The organism is Bacillus sp. EB106-08-02-XG196 (assembly GCF_013396335.1).
Taxonomy (GTDB): Bacteria; Bacillota; Bacilli; order Bacillales; family Cytobacillaceae; genus Neobacillus.
Genome location: NZ_JABWSY010000022.1, coordinates 65,126 through 82,843, shown reverse-complemented (window position 1 = coordinate 82,843; position 17,718 = coordinate 65,126). Strand labels below are relative to the sequence as shown.

The window sequence follows — 17,718 nt, the reverse complement described above, 5'->3', positions numbered from 1 at the left end:
TTATATCAAATTAACGCGGTGAATCATTAAAGTTTATGAAAAAATAAAAGGCTGTCGAGAGTTTCTCGACAGCCTGGGTGAGCTCAGCTCACTCTTTTCCTATTTTTTTTAATCCAGCTCCTGAACTTCCGCTTTTTTTAATCCAGCTCTAGCGCCTAGGGGCTCGGGGTCATAAGCCAATCCGTCAAGAAGGTTAAAGAGCGCAACCTTCATGCCGGCTTGTCTTATGCCTGTCGCCCCTGAACAAGGCGCTTCCGCTTTTTTTTTTGTAAACATAAAACTTTTTTGTTTTTGATTCGTATAGTACAATGCAAGATGGGCTAAAAAGAGGGAAAAGTAATCATAGTAAAAAGTAAAGCTAGATTTATGGAACATCAGCTTTGAAAAATCAGGAGGTTAAACATGAACGATGTAACAATAAATGTAATCGGAGCTGGTTTGGCTGGGAGTGAGGCTGCGTGGCAAATTGCAAAACGTGGTGTTAAAGTTAGACTTTATGAGATGAGACCAGTTAAACAAACACCCGCTCACCATACTGACAAGTTTGCTGAATTAGTTTGCAGCAATTCCTTAAGAGCAAATACCTTGACGAATGCGGTTGGTGTATTAAAGGAAGAAATGCGATTGCTCGATTCTGTTATTATCGCTGCTGCTGATGCATGCTCGGTCCCAGCAGGAGGCGCCTTGGCGGTTGACCGTCATGAGTTTGCCGCTAAAGTGACAGAAATGGTAAGAAATCATGAGAATGTAACGGTCATTAATGAAGAAGTGACAGAAATTCCTGAGGGGATAACGGTAATCGCAACGGGTCCATTAACAAGTCCCGAATTATCCGCACAACTAAAATCTTTAACGGGCGAGGATTACCTTTACTTTTATGATGCTGCAGCACCAATTCTTGAAAAAGACAGCATTAACATGGATAAGGTTTATTTGAAATCACGATATGATAAAGGTGAAGCAGCTTATTTAAATTGTCCAATGACGGAGGAAGAATTCAACACCTTTTATGAAGCGCTAATTGCAGCAGAAACCGTACCTTTAAAGGAATTTGAAAAGGAAATCTTTTTTGAAGGTTGTATGCCAATCGAGGTCATGGCACAAAGAGGCAAGAAAACAATGTTATTCGGACCATTAAAGCCAGTTGGTTTAGAGGATCCAAAGACAGGAAGGAGACCATTTGCGGTTGTGCAGCTACGACAAGACGATGCAGCAGGAACCCTTTATAATATTGTTGGATTCCAGACACATTTGAAATGGGGTCCACAAAAAGAAGTCCTGCAGTTAATACCAGGACTTGAAAATGCAGAGGTTGTCCGCTATGGGGTTATGCATCGAAATACCTTTATCAATTCACCAAAGGTTCTTAAAGCTTCTTATCAATTTAGGGAACGTGAAAATCTGTTTTTTGCTGGTCAAATGACAGGTGTGGAAGGATATGTAGAATCGGCTGCAAGTGGATTAGCTGCTGGAATAAATGCTGCTAGATTAGCACAAGGAAATAATCCGATCGAATTTCCTGTTGAAACTGCAATTGGAAGTATGGCACGTTATATCACCACAGCTAACGCAAAGAATTTCCAGCCAATGAATGCAAATTTTGGACTGTTTCCGGAATTACCTGAAAAAATTAAAGGAAAACAGGAACGAAATATGCAACATGCAAACAGAGCCTTAGAAACAATTCAGAACTTTGTGAAAGTTTTGTAAAATTTATTGCAAGGGGAAAAGAAGTGTGTTACGCTTTAGTAGCCTTTGTGAGGTGGACATAGTAATAAATGTGACTGATTTAGTAACGTTCTTTCACAACCATTTACAAATGGAGAGAACTTTATCACAATATACAATTGGACAATCCCATAATGCTTTGTGTAAATTCATCTTGTTCATGGGTGAACAAGTCGGATTTAATGGAATCAATTGAAACGTATATGCCCATATATAAAAGGGAATAAATGAATAAAGTTTTCATACTATTCTAGTGTAATGCACTTGTCTACTTATGACAATCTCTTGTTACATAGGTTTACTAGTCAGGCTGTTTTCGTAAAGATTAGTTGTTAAAATCCTAAAGCCGATTTTAACGAGGAACAAACTATTTTGTGCTCGAAATTAAGTTTGCATGCTCTTTTCTTAGAAAAGAGCCATTAGTAAAATGCAAGAGGAGGAAGAAAGATGAACCAATTTCATGCCACGACGATATTTGCAATCCATCATAATGGTCAATGTTCAATGTCAGGTGATGGTCAAGTCACATTTGGTAATGCTGTAGTGATGAAGCACACAGCAAAAAAGGTTAGAAAGATATTTAATGGAAGAGTATTAGCTGGTTTTGCCGGATCTGTTGCCGATGCCTTTACCCTTTTTGAAATGTTCGAAGGGAAATTAGAAGAATATAATGGAAACCTCCAACGAGCGGCTGTTGAGCTTGCTAAACAGTGGAGAAGCGATAAGGTCCTAAGAAAACTAGAAGCCATGTTAATTGTTATGAATCAGGAAGATATACTCCTAATATCAGGAACAGGTGAAGTAATTGAGCCTGATGATGGAATTCTCGCAATTGGTTCTGGTGGTAATTATGCGCTAGCAGCTGGACGTTCTCTAAAGAAATATGCAGGTGACCATCTTTCAGCAAAAGAAATTGCAAAGGCTTCTTTAGAAATAGCTGCAGAAATATGTGTATATACAAACCACAACATTATCGTGGAAGAGCTCTAACGGGAGGGAACCTAAAATGGCTAAAACAGATAACCTAACACCGCGTCAAATTGTTGAGAGACTTGATCAATATATTATTGGTCAGAAGGATGCGAAAAAGGCAGTTGCGGTTGCACTTAGAAATCGATATAGACGAGGTTTGTTAAACGAAAAACTCCGCGAAGAAATTATTCCTAAAAATATTTTAATGATTGGTCCAACGGGTGTTGGTAAAACGGAAATTGCCAGAAGAATTGCGAAACTGGTTGGTGCTCCATTCGTTAAAGTAGAGGCTACGAAATTTACAGAAGTCGGTTATGTGGGCCGTGATGTGGAATCTATGGTTCGTGACCTCGTTGAAACATCTGTCAGATTGGTTAAAGAGGATAGAATGTTGTCTGTGAAGGAACGTGCAGAGGAAAACGCAAATGCTAGGCTAGTTGATTTACTTGTTCCATCAGCAAAGAAAGCACAAAATTATAAAAATCCACTTGAAATGTTATTTGGCGGCGGCAATGCAGCTCCAGATCAGGATACTCAACAAGAGGATTACTCTGTTACTGAAAAACGTAAGATAGTAAGGGAAAAGCTTGCTCTTGGTCAATTAGAAGAAGAGATGGTTACGGTTGAAGTTGAAGAGCAATCACCTTCCATGTTTGATATGCTTCAAGGTTCAGGGATGGAACAAATGGGGATGAACATGCAAGATGCGCTCAGCAGCTTTATGCCAAAGAAACGGAAAAAAAGAAAATTAACAGTACGCGAGGCAAGGAAAGTATTAACAAATGAAGAAGCTGCAAGGTTGATTGATATGGATGAGGTTACCACTGAAGCAGTTTACCGTGCTGAACAGACAGGTATCATCTTTATTGATGAAATTGACAAAATAGCCAGCAAAAACACTGGCGGTTCTTCAGCAGATGTGTCTCGTGAAGGAGTCCAACGAGATATTTTACCAATCGTTGAGGGTTCTACGGTTGTGACGAAATATGGATCAATAAAAACAGATTATATTTTATTTATCGCCGCTGGGGCTTTTCATATGTCAAAACCATCGGATTTAATACCAGAATTACAGGGACGTCTGCCGATTCGTGTTGAATTAACGAAATTAACGGTAGAAGATTTCTTTAGGATTTTGATTGAACCTGATAATGCTTTAATTAAACAATATCAAGCATTATTGGAAACAGAAGGTATACAAATTGAATTTTCTGACGATGCTATTCGTAGAATAGCTGAAGTTGCCTTTGAAGTGAATCAAAATACAGATAATATCGGGGCAAGAAGACTTCACACAATATTAGAAAAATTATTAGAAGACTTATCGTTTGAAGCACCTGATATTTTAATGGAGAAGGTTGCCATTACTCCGCAATATGTTGACGATAAGCTTGGAGCAATATCAAAAAATAAAGATTTAAGCCAATTTATCTTATAATTATATATCAATTAAATTAATAATGGTTCCAGTTAATTAGGAGGAAGAAACAAATGGATTTACTTACAAAAACTAGAAAAATTAATGTGTTATTACAAAAGGCAGCAGGAAAGCCGGTAAACTTTAAAGAAATGTCTGAAACTCTAAGTGAAGTTATCGAATCGAATATTTTCATTCTCAGCCGCCGAGGAAAACTTCTTGGCTATGCGATTAATCAGCAAATAGAAAATGATCGCATGAAAAAGATGCTAGAGGATCGTCAATTTCCTGAAGAATATACGAATGGTCTATTTAATATTTCAGAAACATCTTCAAATCTTGATGTTGAAAGTCAATATACTGCATTTCCAGTAGAAAATAGAGATTTATTCCGTGAAGGATTAACTACAATCGTTCCAATCATCGGCGGCGGTGAGCGCCTCGGTACTTTAATCCTTGCAAGATTACAAGAGAAATTCCATGATGATGACCTTATTCTTGCTGAATATGGTGCAACAGTTGTTGGTATGGAAATCCTACGTGAAAAGTCTGAGGAAATCGAAGAAGAAGCAAGAAGCAAAGCAGTAGTTCAAATGGCAATCAGTTCATTATCTTACAGTGAGCTTGAAGCGATTGAACATATCTTTGAAGAGCTAAATGGACACGAAGGCTTGTTGGTTGCTTCGAAAATTGCAGATCGTGTTGGTATTACTCGTTCTGTAATTGTTAATGCTTTAAGAAAGCTTGAAAGTGCTGGAGTCATTGAATCTCGTTCTCTTGGTATGAAGGGAACATACATTAAAGTTCTAAATGATAAGTTCCTGGTTGAACTTGATAAATTAAGATCTAACTAATGAAACGAATCCCCGGTCTTACTGGGGATTTTTTTTGAAAGTAGAACTTGATTGTTATTCGCACATGTGCTATATTATTTAACGGTGTTATTACACACGCTTGTTGATTTAAGCAGCCGGTGCTGTTTATACAGTTGCTGTTTAAAAATGAGACTAAGCGGAGGAAAACGAAACCATAGGAGGAAAAAAACATGTCAGTAATTTCAATGAAGCAATTGCTTGAAGCTGGTGTACACTTTGGACACCAAACTCGCCGTTGGAACCCAAAAATGAAGAAATATATCTTCACAGAGAGAAACGGTATCTATATCATCGACCTACAAAAAACAGTTAAGAAAGTTGAAGAAGCTTATAACTGGGTGAAAGATCTAGCTGCTAATGGCGGAACGATCCTTTTTGTTGGTACTAAGAAACAAGCTCAAGATTCTGTTAAAGAAGAAGCAGCTCGTTCAGGTATGTACTTTGTTAACCAACGTTGGTTGGGTGGTACTTTAACAAACTTTGAAACAATCCAAAAGCGTATCGGTCGCTTAAAAGATATTGAAAGAATGTCAGAAGACGGTACTTTCGAAGTATTACCTAAAAAAGAAGTAGTTCAATTAAAGAAAGAACAAGAACGCCTTGAAAAATTCTTAGGCGGAATCAAAGATATGAAGCAGCTTCCAGATGCACTTTTCATTATCGACCCTCGTAAAGAGCGTATCGCAGTTGCTGAAGCTAAAAAATTGAACATTCCTATCGTAGGAATTGTTGATACTAACTGTGATCCAGACGAAATCGATGTAGTTATTCCTGCGAATGACGATGCGATTCGTGCGGTTAAGCTTTTAACAGGTAAAATGGCTGACGCTATCCTTGAAGCAAAACAAGGTGAAGAAGTAGCTGTAGAAGCGTAAGTCAAATAGTTTGAACTAAAAAAGGTGATAAGAGGGAGACCCTTTATCACCTTTTTTTAAAGGTTAATCTTAGCGTTCAATGGCTAAGCTATTAGTATGTACATAGGAATTAAAGGAGGAAAAAATCATGGCAGTTACTGCACAAATGGTAAAAGAACTACGCGAAAAAACTGGCGCAGGAATGATGGATTGTAAAAAGGCTTTAACAGAAACAAATGGTGATATGGAAAAGGCAATTGACTTCTTACGTGAAAAAGGAATCGCTTCAGCTGCGAAAAAAGGCGACCGTATTGCTGCAGAAGGGTTAACATATGTTGTTGCTGAAGGAAACGAAGCAGTTATTTTAGAAGTAAACTCTGAAACTGATTTCGTTGCAAAGAACGAAGCTTTCCAAAGCCTAGTAAAAGAATTAGCTGCACACTTGCTTGCTAACAAACCAGCAACAGTTGAAGAAGCTTCTGCACAAACGATTAATGGAGTGACTGTAGCAGACTATATCAATGCTGCTATTGCTAAAATTGGTGAAAAACTATCACTTCGTCGTTTTACTGTAGTTTCTAAAACAGATAATGATGCATTTGGCGCATACCTTCATATGGGAGGACGTATTAGTGTATTAACAGTTCTAGAAGGAACTACTGATGCAGATGCTGCTAAAGATGTATCTATGCACATTGCAGCATTAAAACCTAAATATGTATCTCGTGATCAAGTTTCTCAAGAAGAAGTTGAGCATGAGCGTCAAGTTTTAACTACACAAGCTCTTAACGAAGGAAAACCAGAAAAAATCGTAGAAAAAATGGTAGAAGGCCGTCTTGGAAAATATTTTGAAGATGTTTGCCTACTTGACCAGACTTTTGTTAAAAACCCTGACCAAAAAGTTCGTCAGTTCGTTGAGTCAAAAGGCGCTTCTGTACGTGAATTCGTACGCTATGAAGTGGGCGAAGGTATTGAAAAGCGTGAAGACAACTTCGCTGAAGAAGTTATGAACCAAGTTAATAAAAAGTAATAGGTTTGGTTATAAGGTACGATACGCAAAATATGTTTTAAATAGGGAACACGATGTGTTCCCTATTTTTAAAGGGTTTTTTATAATAATATACATAATAAGGAGGTTCATATGAGCGGTCCTAAGTACAAACGCGTCGTTCTAAAATTAAGCGGGGAAGCACTTGCAGGAGAATCAAGCTTTGGTATTAAACCATCCGTAATAAAATCAATCGCTGGACAAGTAAAGGAAATTGCAGAACTTGGTGTTGAGGTGGCTGTTGTTGTTGGCGGAGGTAATATTTGGCGTGGTAAAATAGGCAGTGAGATGGGAATGGACAGAGCAACTGCTGATTATATGGGGATGCTAGCCACTGTAATGAATTCTTTAGCACTTCAGGACAGTTTAGAACACCTGGGAATTGAATCAAGAGTACAAACTTCAATAGAAATGCGTCAAGTTGCAGAACCATATATTAGACGTCGAGCAATGAGACATTTAGAAAAAAAGAGAGTGGTTATTTTTGCAGCCGGAACAGGAAATCCGTATTTCTCAACCGATACAACTGCGGCTTTACGTGCAGCCGAAATCGACGCAGAAGTCATCTTAATGGCAAAAAATAATGTTGATGGTGTGTATTCTGCCGATCCGCGCATTGATCCTAATGCAACGAAGTATGACGACCTCTCTTTCCTTGATGTTCTCAAAGAAGGATTAGCTGTTATGGATTCAACTGCATCTTCATTATGTATGGATAATGATATTCCACTAATTGTTTTCTCGATAATGGAACAAGGAAATATTAAACGCGCAGTAATGGGTGAAAAAATTGGAACGATTGTTAGGGGGAAAAATTAATGCCAAAACAAGTGGTTTCAGCAACGAAGGATAGAATGCTTAAAGCAATTCAAGCATATTCCCGTGAGCTTGCTAGTATTCGTGCAGGGAGAGCGAGTGCTTCTTTACTAGATAGAATTACAATTGATTATTATGGAGCACCGACACCAGTGAATCAAATGGCTGGAATTTCTACTCCAGAAGCGAGACTCCTTGTCATCCAGCCTTATGATAAATCTATTCTTGGTGATATTGAAAAGGCGATACTAAAATCTGATTTAGGGTTAAATCCATCAAATGATGGTGTGGTCATTAGACTGGCCATCCCCCAATTGACTGAAGAACGCCGTAAAGAACTAGTGAAATTAGTGAAGAAAGAATCCGAAGAGGCAAAAGTAGCGATTCGTAATATTCGACGTGACGGTAACGATGATTTGAAAAAGCTAGAGAAAAACGGAGAAATTACGGAAGACGCCCTTAGAGGTTATTCAGATGATATCCAAAAACTAACAGACGAGCACATAAGTAAGATTGACCAAATAACAAAAGACAAAGAAAAAGAAATCTTGGAAGTTTAATTATTGTGAGAACCCTCTTTTTTAGGGGGTTTTTTAACTATTCGGCATTCTTATTTCTTGTACAAGTACATAACTTATTTAGTAGAAGATATATTTTTACTTTTTTGGTATGATAAAAGCATGCAAAAATCAGCATTCTTCATATATTTCAACACAGTCTCTGTGGGCATGATCTATTATCGGAGGAAATGATTATCTTAATTTGGAGGAGCAATGTTATGTTTAATAAAATAAGGCTTTGGAAGAATCAAAACAATAACTCTTCCATACTCCGAGAAAATATAGAAAAGGTTAAAAAATTGCCGGTACCGGAACATGTTGCGATTATTATGGATGGCAATGGACGTTGGGCTAAGAAGAGAGCCTTGCCACGAATTGCCGGACATCATGAAGGTATGAAGGTCGTGCGTAAGATAACGAAGTTAGCCAACAACCTTGGAATCAAAACACTTACGTTATATGCTTTTTCAACTGAAAATTGGAAGCGTCCAAAAAACGAAGTGGATTATTTAATGAAGCTTCCAGAAGAATTTTTAGGAACCTTTTTGCCTGAATTAATTGAAGAAAATGTTCAAGTAACGATGATGGGGTATCAAGACCAACTTCCGGTACATACATTAAACGCAATTCAAAGAGCGATTGAGGATACAAAGAATAATGATGGACTTGTATTAAACTTTGCACTTAACTATGGCAGTCGATCCGAAATTATTGATGCCACTAAAAAAGTCTTAAATGATTATAAAAGTGGAATACTAAAAGAAGGCGAGTTAAATGAAGAGATTTTCTCTTCGTATCTGATGACTTCTAACCTCAATGACCCGGACTTATTGATTCGTACCAGTGGTGAAATCAGGCTAAGTAATTTTATGTTATGGCAATTAGCATATTCGGAGTTTTGGTTTACGGATGTATTATGGCCAGATTTCAGAGAAAAACATCTGATTGAAGCAATTGAAGTATATCAAAACCGTCAACGTCGTTTTGGCGGTATCTAAAAAGTATCTCTCTCTCAAGTACTATAAAGGTGTTGAAATCTTAGATGAAGCAAAGAATCATTACAGGAGTTGTAGCAGCTGCTTTATTTTTACCAATTGTTTTTTATGGTGGACTGCCTTTTGTCCTCCTAACATATTTCCTCGCAACTGTGGGATTGTATGAGTTATTAAAAATGAAAAAACTTAGTATTTTTTCTGTTCATGGACTGCTGACTGTTTTATTTCTCTGGGTTATTCTTTTTCCAGAGCAGTATTATGATATAGTAAATACTTTTAATTATACAAAAACAGAACTGGGTATTGCTTTAATCCTTTTGTTATTGGCCAATACCGTGATAACAAAGAATCGATTTACCTTCGAAGATGCAGGTTTTTCTGTTTTATCAGCCATTTATGTGGGAATTGGATTTTACTTCTTTATTGAGACTCGTGATGCGGGTATAGTCTATATCTTCTACTCATTATTCATGATATGGGCTACTGATTCAGGTGCTTATTTTATCGGTAAAGCCACTGGAAAAAACAAACTATGGCCGGAAATAAGTCCGAATAAAACGGTTGAGGGATCTATAGGTGGAGTGGTTTCAGCCTTAATTGTTGCTGTATTGTTTGCAGTATTTTCTGAAATCAATGCAACAATATTTACATTAATGGCGATAACTGTTGTCCTTTCTATTTTTGGACAAATTGGTGATCTGGTTCAATCTGCGTTCAAACGGCATTTTAATGTGAAGGATTCTGGAAATATATTACCAGGTCATGGTGGAATCCTTGACCGTTTCGATAGTCTATTATTCGTTTTGCCATTATTACACTTTTTTCATCTATGGTAGAGTTAGGGAGTTGAATTTTCTTTGAAAAAGATTTGCATTTTGGGTGCTACAGGCTCGATAGGCACTCAAACTTTAGATATACTTCGTGAACATCCATCTGAATTTAAATTAGTTGCCATCTCGATAGGGAAAAATTTAGATTTAGCAAGAAAAATGATTCATGAATTTCAGCCAGAGCTAGTTTCTGTACAAGAGTACCAAGACTGTAATACATTAAAAGCAGAATTTCCTATTACTAAGTTCACCTTTGGTGAAGAGGGTCTCATAGAAGCTGCAGTATATCCTTCAGCTGATATCCTAGTGAATGCTGTAATTGGAAGTGTTGGTTTAAACCCTACCTTACATGCAATAGAGGCGGGTAAAACCATTGCGATTGCCAACAAAGAGACACTTGTTACGGCTGGTCATCTTGTTATGGAGGCTGCGGAGAAAAATGGCGTGGCATTACTTCCGGTGGATAGTGAACATTCTGCAATTTTTCAGTGCTTACAGGGTGAAAAGGAAAAGAATGTAGAAAAATTGATATTGACGGCTTCTGGTGGGAGCTTCCGTGACCGTACACGTAAAGAATTGGAAGGAGTTACGGTCAGAGAAGCATTAAACCATCCCAATTGGTCAATGGGGGCAAAAATAACAATAGATTCTGCAACGATGATGAATAAAGGGCTTGAGGTGATTGAGGCTCATTGGTTGTACAACATGCCATATGAAAAAATTGATGTGCTGCTTCATAAAGAAAGCATTATTCATTCTATGGTAGAATTTCATGACAGCAGCATAATAGCCCAGCTTGGAACACCAGATATGAGAGTACCGATTCAATTTGCACTCTCCTATCCAGACCGGCTGCCTCTACCTACTTCTCAAAGGCTGGATTTAGCTAAAATTGGTCTATTGCATTTCCAGGAAATGGACGTAAATCGTTTTCGCTGTATGCAATTTGCCTACGAGGCTGGCAAACAAGGCGGAACAATGCCTACAGTTTTGAATGCAGCAAATGAAGTTGCTGTAGCTGCTTTTTTAAATGAAAAGATTAGTTTCTTACAAATTGAGGATATGATTGAGAAGGCATTAAACAAGCACGAATTAATAAAAAATCCTGACTTATCCATTATTCAAGAGGTGGACAAAGAAACAAGACAATATGTAAATTCACTTCTATAAAAAAGGTGGTTTTTAGTTTGACTACAGTTATTGCCTTTATCGTTATCTTTGGTGCTTTAGTATTTTTCCATGAATTAGGCCATTTGGTTTTTGCGAAACGAGCTGGCATTTTGTGCCGCGAATTTGCAATCGGCTTTGGTCCAAAGGTTTTCACTCATAAAAAAGGGGAAACTACGTATACAATTAGGTTACTGCCAATTGGCGGGTTTGTTCGGATGGCTGGTGAAGATCCAGAGGGTGTTGAACTAAAACCTGGTTATAGGATTGGGCTCTTGTTTGACAATGATAATAACGTAAATAAAATTATTTTGAACAATAAAGAAAAGTATCCTGATTGTCGAATTGTGGAAGTGGAGTATGCTGATATTGAACATAAGCTGTTCATTAAGGGATATCCAGAGGACGAGGAAGAAAGCTTGCAAACCTTTCCTATAAGTCCGACAGCTGTTACGGTAGAAAATGGGATAGAAACACAATTGGCCCCTTATGATCGTCAATTTGCTTCAAAAACGCTGCCTCAGAGAACCATGGCCATTTTTGCTGGTCCGATGATGAATTTCGTCTTGGCATTCTTTTTGTTCATTATTATTGCCTTTTTACAAGGTGTTCCTACTAACGAGCCTAAATTAGGTGTCATTACGCCTGATGGTGCTGCAAATGCAGCTGGATTATTAGAAGGAGATATTGTTCAAAGTATTAATGGCGCTGAAATCTCCAGTTGGTCTGATGTCGTAGAAATTATCAGAGAAAATCCTAATGAAAAACTTGATTTCTCTATAAGCCGTGATGGTAAAGATCAGGAAATCACTGTAACTCCGAAAGAGCAGAGTGTTGAAGGAGAAAAGATAGGTCTAATTGGCGTATACAGTCCAATAGAAAAATCTCCATTAAAAGCCATTACTGCTGGTTTTACTGAAACATATTTTTGGACAAAACAAATTTTTGTCATGCTTGGACAGCTAGTTACGGGTCAGTTCTCAATTGACATGCTTTCTGGACCTGTTGGAATATATGCTTCCACTGATACAGTAGTTCAATCAGGAATTTACTATGTGATGAAGTGGGCAGCTATTTTAAGTATTAACCTGGGAATCATGAATCTCCTGCCAATACCAGCACTTGATGGCGGAAGGCTAATGTTCTTTGCAGTTGAAGCTGTAAGAGGAAAGCCAATAGATCGACATAAGGAAGGAATGGTCCACTTTATTGGATTTGCTCTCTTAATGCTCCTTATGCTGGTTGTTACTTGGAATGATATCCAAAGATTTTTCTTGTAAATCCATTAAAAAGGGTTCAGTTTATGAACCCTTTTTTTTTACTGTTTTGGATATAGTTTTCTGTCGAATAAACCCGAATAAGAAAGTAAAATATGTTATAATTAGCTTTTGAAACTGAGATGATTAGAAAGATTTTATATAGATGGGAGAGGGAATGATGAGCGAACATGCCTCTGGCAAAAAAGAGCGATTCTTACTCTTGCTCCAGCAACTAGAATTAAAAGAGGACGCTGTAGTAGCACAATTTCAAAATGCACAAATTGAAAGATTTATTGTAGAAAAAAAGACACGTAAATGGCATTTTCAATTTTTACTAGAAAAAATTCTTCCTTTTAGTTTATATCTTCGTTTTACTACGCAGCTTGAAAGAAAGTTTTCTAGTATCGCAAAGATTTCCTATGAATTAAAAGTCGAAAATCCAAGCTTCCAACCTGAATTGCTTCTGGAGTATTGGAATTACAGTATTCAGCAAATCGATGGCATCTCACCGCCAATGTTAAAATTACTAAATGAACAGATGCCGGAACTTAGCGGGAATAAGCTGACGGTATCAGTACGTAATGAGACAGAAGGAATGGCCTTAAAAAGGAAATATGGAGGGCTGATTACTAGTCTTTATCAATCATATGGATTTCCAAGCTTAAGTGTTGAAACTGATATTCAGAGCGGAGAAAAGAATGACGAATATCAACAATTCTTATTAGCGAAACAAAAAGAAGATCAAGAACGCGGACTGATGGCCTTAGCTGATTTACAAAAGAAAGAATCTGAGAAAGATGCTGGTGGAGCTGCTCCAGAAGGGCCTATCACAATCGGGCTAACCATAAAGGATGATCAAGACCTAAGAAGTATGATTGAGATTGTAGATGAAGAACGCAGAGTCACTGTTGAAGGGTTTATTTTTGATGCGGAGACAAGGGAGCTAAGAAGTGGCCGTACGCTTTTAACGTTTAAGATTACCGATTACACCAGCTCACTTATGGTTAAGATGTTCTCTCGCGACAAAGAAGATGCAGCCCTTTACCAGCTCATCAAAAAAGGAATGTGGGTAAGAGTTAGAGGCAGTATCCAAAATGATACATTTGTACGTGATTTAGTCATGATTGGAAATGATATAAATGAAATTAAGCCTGCTGGCCGTAAGGATACGGCGCCTGAAAATCAAAAACGAGTAGAACTCCACCTACACACGCCAATGAGTTCAATGGATGCTGTCACTCCTGTAGGAGCGCTCATTGCTCAAGCAAAGAAATGGGGCCATAAAGCGATTGCGGTTACGGACCATGCTGTTGCTCAATCCTTTCCAGAGGCGTACAGCGCTGGAAAGAAAAATGATATTAAAATCCTTTATGGTGTTGAAGTGAATCTTGTGGATGATGGTGTTCCGATCACCTATAATGACGCCCATCGTTTATTGGCAGAAGACACCTTTGTTGTATTCGACGTTGAAACGACAGGTCTTTCAGCCGTATATGACACGATTATTGAACTAGCGGCAGTAAAAATACGAGATGGGGAAATTATTGACCGGTTTGAATCATTTGCTAACCCGCATCATCGACTATCAGCAACAACCATCAATTTAACAGGGATTACAGACGATTTGGTACAAAATGCTCCAGAAGTTGGAGAGGTAATCCAAAGGTTTTATGATTGGGCAGGAGACGGTGTCCTGGTTGCACACAATGCATCCTTCGATATGGGCTTTCTAAATGTAGGGTATAAAAACATTGGCCTTGAAAAGGCAAAAAATCCAGTTATTGATACGCTTGAACTAGGTAGATTCCTTTACCCCGAAATGAAAAATCACCGTTTAAACACATTAACGAAGAAATTTGATATCGAATTAACCCAGCACCATAGAGCCATATATGACGCAGAGGCGACTGGATATTTACTGTTAAAAATGCTAAAGGATGCTTCTGAAAAAGGAATAGAGTACCATGATCAATTTAACGATAACATGGGAAAAGGAAATGCATATCAGCGGGCACGTCCTTATCATTGTACTATACTCGCACAAACGGAAGCGGGTTTGAAGAATTTATTTAAACTTGTATCCATTGCTCATATTGAATACTTCTATAGGGTACCAAGGCTGCCAAGGTCCATTCTTCAAAAATACAGAGAAGGAATTCTTGTTGGCTCCGGCTGTAATAAAGGTGAGGTATTCGAGGGGATGATGCAAAAATCTCCAGATGAGGTGGAAGCTTTTGCGCAATTCTATGATTACCTTGAGGTAATGCCGAAGGAAGTCAATGCTCCATTGCTTGAGATGGAACTCGTTCGTGATGAAAAGGCACTAGAAGATATTATTGGTAATATTGTAAAGCTTGGCGATAAATTAGGGATTCCTGTTGTTGCAACGGGTAATGTCCATTATTTAAATGAGAACGATAAGATTTATCGTAAAATCTTAGTTAACTCCCAAGGTGGAGCGAACCCGCTAAATCGCCACAAACTCCCTGATGTCCATTTCAGGACAACAAATGAAATGCTTGCAGCGTTTTCATTCCTTGGGGGAGAAAAAGCGAAAGAAATTGTTATAGACAATACGAACAAAATAGCAGATATGATTGATGTCATTAAGCCGATTAAAGATGACTTATACACTCCAAAAATTGAAGGCGCCGATGAAGAAATGCGAGAAATGAGTTATTCAATGGCAAAGAAGATATACGGAGAACAACTTCCGGAAATCGTTGAGGCACGCCTTGAAAAAGAATTGAAGAGTATTATTGGTCATGGATTTGCAGTAATCTACTTAATCTCCCATAAGCTTGTTAAAAAATCATTAGATGATGGGTACCTTGTTGGTTCGCGTGGTTCAGTAGGTTCTTCCTTAGTTGCCACTATGACAGAGATTACCGAGGTAAATCCTTTACCGCCTCATTACGTTTGCCCAACATGTAAACATTCAGAATTCTTCAATGATGGTTCGGTTGGATCTGGTTTTGATTTACCTGATAAAGACTGCCCGCAATGTGGCGGAAAGTACAAAAAAGACGGACACGATATTCCCTTTGAAACCTTCCTGGGCTTCAAAGGGGACAAAGTTCCCGACATTGATTTGAATTTTTCCGGAGAGTATCAGCCGCGGGCACATAACTACACAAAGGTTCTTTTCGGAGAAGATAATGTTTTTCGTGCGGGTACGATCGGTACTGTTGCAGATAAAACGGCATTCGGCTATGTTAAAGCCTATCAACAGGACAATAATTTACAATTACGTCAAGCAGAAATTGAAAGACTTGCCACGGGCTGTACCGGTGTTAAGAGAACGACAGGTCAGCATCCTGGCGGAATCATTGTTATCCCTGATTATATGGATGTCTATGACTTTTCACCGATTCAATTTCCTGCTGATGATAGAAATTCGGAATGGAAGACGACTCATTTTGATTTCCATTCTATACATGATAATGTCTTAAAGCTAGATATACTTGGTCACGACGATCCGACTGTCATCAGAATGCTTCAAGACCTAAGTGGGATGGATCCAAAAACCATTCCTACGGATGATCCAGAAGTAATGAAAATTTTTAGCGGCACCGAATCATTAGGTGTTACTGAACAGCAAATTATGTGTAAAACTGGTACCCTTGGGATACCAGAATTCGGTACACGCTTTGTCCGTCAAATGCTAGAGGACACAAAACCTACGACTTTTTCTGAATTAGTTCAAATTTCAGGTTTATCACATGGAACAGATGTATGGCTGGGAAATGCACAAGAATTAATTCATAACCGAACCTGTAACCTAAGTGAAGTTATTGGATGTCGGGATGATATTATGGTCTATCTGATTTACCAAGGACTAGATCCATCTTTTGCCTTTAAAATAATGGAATCTGTTCGTAAAGGGAAAGGCCTCAATGACGAAATGGAAGCAGAAATGCGTAAAAATGAAGTGCCTGAATGGTATATTGATTCTTGTAAAAAGATTAAATATATGTTTCCAAAGGCTCACGCAGCCGCGTACGTGTTAATGGCAGTTAGAATTGCTTATTTCAAGGTACATCTTCCATTGATATACTATGCAGCCTATTTTACAGTTCGTGCCGAAGACTTTGATATTGGAGCAATGTCCCGTGGTTCTGAATCTATTCGGGCAATAATTGAAGAAATTAATGCAAAGGGACTTGAGGCGTCAAACAAGGAAAAGAACTTACTAACAGTTCTCGAACTAGCACTTGAAATGGTTGAAAGGGGTTATTCTTTCCAAAATTACGATTTATATAAATCGGATGCGTCTGAATTCATCATTGAAGGAAATACATTGATACCTCCTTTTAACTCCATACCAGGTCTTGGAACAAATGCGGCTTATAATATTGTAAAGGCAAGACAAGATGGCGAATTTCTTTCTAAAGAAGATTTGCAGCAACGTGGTAAAGTGTCAAAAACTATACTAGAATATTTAGACAAACAAGGCTGCTTAGGATCATTACCAGAACAAAATCAGCTATCGCTATTCTAGATAGTGAAAACCTATATAGAATGCGTTGCTGTTTGCATATAAAATTTGGTTATGGTATAGTTTTATTGGAAATACTAAGAAATACTCTCGTGTTCAAGAGTGGGGAAACCCGCTCTTTCGTTTTTGTATAAAGGTTTTTTGTAGAGTAATTAATAAAACTTTCCGTGAATTACCAATAATATGGGTGAGAATGTCGGTAAAGGAGGTTAAACATGAGCAAAGTAACGGAAGTAGTAGAAGAGCTAACGCAGCCAATTATCCTGGAGCTAGGATTAGAATTGGTGGAAATCGAGTTTGTAAAAGAAGGGAAAAACTGGTTTCTGCGCGTATATATTGATAAAGAAAACGGTGTTGATATAGAGGACTGTGGCATTGTCAGTGAACGGCTTAGTGAAAAACTCGATGAGCTTGACCCGATAACCCAAAATTATTTTCTTGAGGTATCTTCTCCAGGTGCAGAGCGACCGCTTAAAAAAGCAAAAGATTTTGAAAAGGCAATTGGTAAAAATGTGTTCATAAAAACATACGAGCCGATTGACGGTGAAAAAGGTTTTGAAGGGAAATTACTTGAGTATGACGGGCAGACAGTAAAAGTAGAGATGAAAATCAAAACCCGTAAAAAGGTAATTGAAATTCCGGTTGAAAAAGTGGCTAGTGCAAGACTAGCAGTTATTTTTTCATAGTGAAAGATAAATA

General features: G+C 38.0%; 15 protein-coding genes. All 15 read left to right on the top strand.

All coding sequences use genetic code 11. The features are described from left to right. Window positions 1-402 precede the first annotated feature (402 nt). The 15 genes from trmFO to rimP all read left to right on the top strand — a co-directional run bounded on the left by trmFO (window position 403) and on the right by rimP (window position 17,705). Window positions 403-1,710, top strand: coding sequence for an FADH(2)-oxidizing methylenetetrahydrofolate--tRNA-(uracil(54)-C(5))-methyltransferase TrmFO (gene trmFO / locus MLOOGBEN_RS26275; protein WP_179161224.1), 1,308 nt, complete (start codon window positions 403-405; stop codon window positions 1,708-1,710). A gap of 25 nt (window positions 1,711-1,735) precedes the next feature. Then, window positions 1,736-1,924 carry a hypothetical protein gene (locus MLOOGBEN_RS29020; RefSeq protein ID WP_218781337.1) on the top strand — a complete coding sequence of 63 codons (189 nt, stop codon included), beginning with the start codon at window positions 1,736-1,738 and terminating at the stop codon, window positions 1,922-1,924. A gap of 251 nt (window positions 1,925-2,175) precedes the next feature. Beyond that, window positions 2,176-2,718, top strand: coding sequence for an ATP-dependent protease subunit HslV (gene hslV, locus MLOOGBEN_RS26270; protein WP_179161223.1), 543 nt, complete (start codon window positions 2,176-2,178; stop codon window positions 2,716-2,718). Between the two features lie 16 nt (window positions 2,719-2,734). Next, window positions 2,735-4,138, top strand: a complete 1,404-nt coding sequence (gene hslU / locus MLOOGBEN_RS26265) for an ATP-dependent protease ATPase subunit HslU (RefSeq protein ID WP_179161222.1) — start codon at window positions 2,735-2,737, stop codon at window positions 4,136-4,138. A gap of 53 nt (window positions 4,139-4,191) precedes the next feature. Continuing rightward, the gene (gene codY / locus MLOOGBEN_RS26260) at window positions 4,192-4,971 is read left to right on the top strand and encodes a GTP-sensing pleiotropic transcriptional regulator CodY (protein WP_179161221.1); all 780 of its coding nucleotides are present in this window, start codon (window positions 4,192-4,194) and stop codon (window positions 4,969-4,971) included. A gap of 191 nt (window positions 4,972-5,162) precedes the next feature. Further along, window positions 5,163-5,867 carry a 30S ribosomal protein S2 gene (rpsB, locus tag MLOOGBEN_RS26255; RefSeq protein WP_179161220.1) on the top strand — a complete coding sequence of 235 codons (705 nt, stop codon included), beginning with the start codon at window positions 5,163-5,165 and terminating at the stop codon, window positions 5,865-5,867. A 127-nt stretch (window positions 5,868-5,994) separates the two neighbouring features. Next, entirely contained in the window at window positions 5,995-6,876 is an 882-nt protein-coding gene (tsf, locus tag MLOOGBEN_RS26250) for a translation elongation factor Ts (protein WP_179161219.1), read from the top strand. Between the two features lie 111 nt (window positions 6,877-6,987). Then, a complete protein-coding gene (gene pyrH, locus MLOOGBEN_RS26245) occupies window positions 6,988-7,713 on the top strand; it encodes a UMP kinase (protein WP_179161218.1) in 726 nt (241 codons plus the stop codon). Continuing rightward, window positions 7,713-8,270: a ribosome recycling factor gene (gene frr / locus MLOOGBEN_RS26240; protein WP_179161217.1), complete on the top strand. Its 558-nt coding sequence runs from the start codon at window positions 7,713-7,715 to the stop codon at window positions 8,268-8,270. Before pyrH ends, frr begins: the two co-directional genes overlap by 1 nt. Before the next feature lie 218 nt (window positions 8,271-8,488). After that, window positions 8,489-9,268 carry an undecaprenyl pyrophosphate synthase gene (locus MLOOGBEN_RS26235; protein ID WP_179161216.1) on the top strand — a complete coding sequence of 260 codons (780 nt, stop codon included), beginning with the start codon at window positions 8,489-8,491 and terminating at the stop codon, window positions 9,266-9,268. A 44-nt stretch (window positions 9,269-9,312) separates the two neighbouring features. After that, window positions 9,313-10,101: a phosphatidate cytidylyltransferase gene (locus tag MLOOGBEN_RS26230; RefSeq protein WP_179161215.1), complete on the top strand. Its 789-nt coding sequence runs from the start codon at window positions 9,313-9,315 to the stop codon at window positions 10,099-10,101. Window positions 10,102-10,122: 21 nt separating this feature from the next. Further along, entirely contained in the window at window positions 10,123-11,265 is a 1,143-nt protein-coding gene (gene dxr / locus MLOOGBEN_RS26225; RefSeq protein ID WP_179161214.1) for a 1-deoxy-D-xylulose-5-phosphate reductoisomerase, read from the top strand. Window positions 11,266-11,282: 17 nt separating this feature from the next. Further along, the gene (gene rseP / locus MLOOGBEN_RS26220) at window positions 11,283-12,542 is read left to right on the top strand and encodes an RIP metalloprotease RseP (RefSeq protein ID WP_179161213.1); all 1,260 of its coding nucleotides are present in this window, start codon (window positions 11,283-11,285) and stop codon (window positions 12,540-12,542) included. A gap of 157 nt (window positions 12,543-12,699) precedes the next feature. Beyond that, the gene (locus tag MLOOGBEN_RS26215; protein WP_179161212.1) at window positions 12,700-17,022 is read left to right on the top strand and encodes a PolC-type DNA polymerase III; all 4,323 of its coding nucleotides are present in this window, start codon (window positions 12,700-12,702) and stop codon (window positions 17,020-17,022) included. 212 nt (window positions 17,023-17,234) lie between these two features. Continuing rightward, window positions 17,235-17,705 (top strand): ribosome maturation factor RimP, encoded by a 471-nt coding sequence (gene rimP, locus MLOOGBEN_RS26210; protein WP_179161211.1) that lies wholly within the window; start codon window positions 17,235-17,237, stop codon window positions 17,703-17,705. Window positions 17,706-17,718: the final 13 nt, after the last annotated feature.

Coding starts and splice junctions, on each gene's coding strand:
- rimP (WP_179161211.1), top strand. CDS start 17,235: ATGAGCAAAGTAACGGAAGTAGTAGAAGAGCTAACGCAGCCAATTATC.
- frr (WP_179161217.1), top strand. CDS start 7,713: ATGCCAAAACAAGTGGTTTCAGCAACGAAGGATAGAATGCTTAAAGCA.
- hslV (WP_179161223.1), top strand. CDS start 2,176: ATGAACCAATTTCATGCCACGACGATATTTGCAATCCATCATAATGGT.
- rpsB (WP_179161220.1), top strand. CDS start 5,163: ATGTCAGTAATTTCAATGAAGCAATTGCTTGAAGCTGGTGTACACTTT.
- hslU (WP_179161222.1), top strand. CDS start 2,735: ATGGCTAAAACAGATAACCTAACACCGCGTCAAATTGTTGAGAGACTT.
- tsf (WP_179161219.1), top strand. CDS start 5,995: ATGGCAGTTACTGCACAAATGGTAAAAGAACTACGCGAAAAAACTGGC.
- trmFO (WP_179161224.1), top strand. CDS start 403: ATGAACGATGTAACAATAAATGTAATCGGAGCTGGTTTGGCTGGGAGT.
- MLOOGBEN_RS26230 (WP_179161215.1), top strand. CDS start 9,313: ATGAAGCAAAGAATCATTACAGGAGTTGTAGCAGCTGCTTTATTTTTA.
- MLOOGBEN_RS26215 (WP_179161212.1), top strand. CDS start 12,700: ATGAGCGAACATGCCTCTGGCAAAAAAGAGCGATTCTTACTCTTGCTC.
- codY (WP_179161221.1), top strand. CDS start 4,192: ATGGATTTACTTACAAAAACTAGAAAAATTAATGTGTTATTACAAAAG.
- pyrH (WP_179161218.1), top strand. CDS start 6,988: ATGAGCGGTCCTAAGTACAAACGCGTCGTTCTAAAATTAAGCGGGGAA.
- MLOOGBEN_RS26235 (WP_179161216.1), top strand. CDS start 8,489: ATGTTTAATAAAATAAGGCTTTGGAAGAATCAAAACAATAACTCTTCC.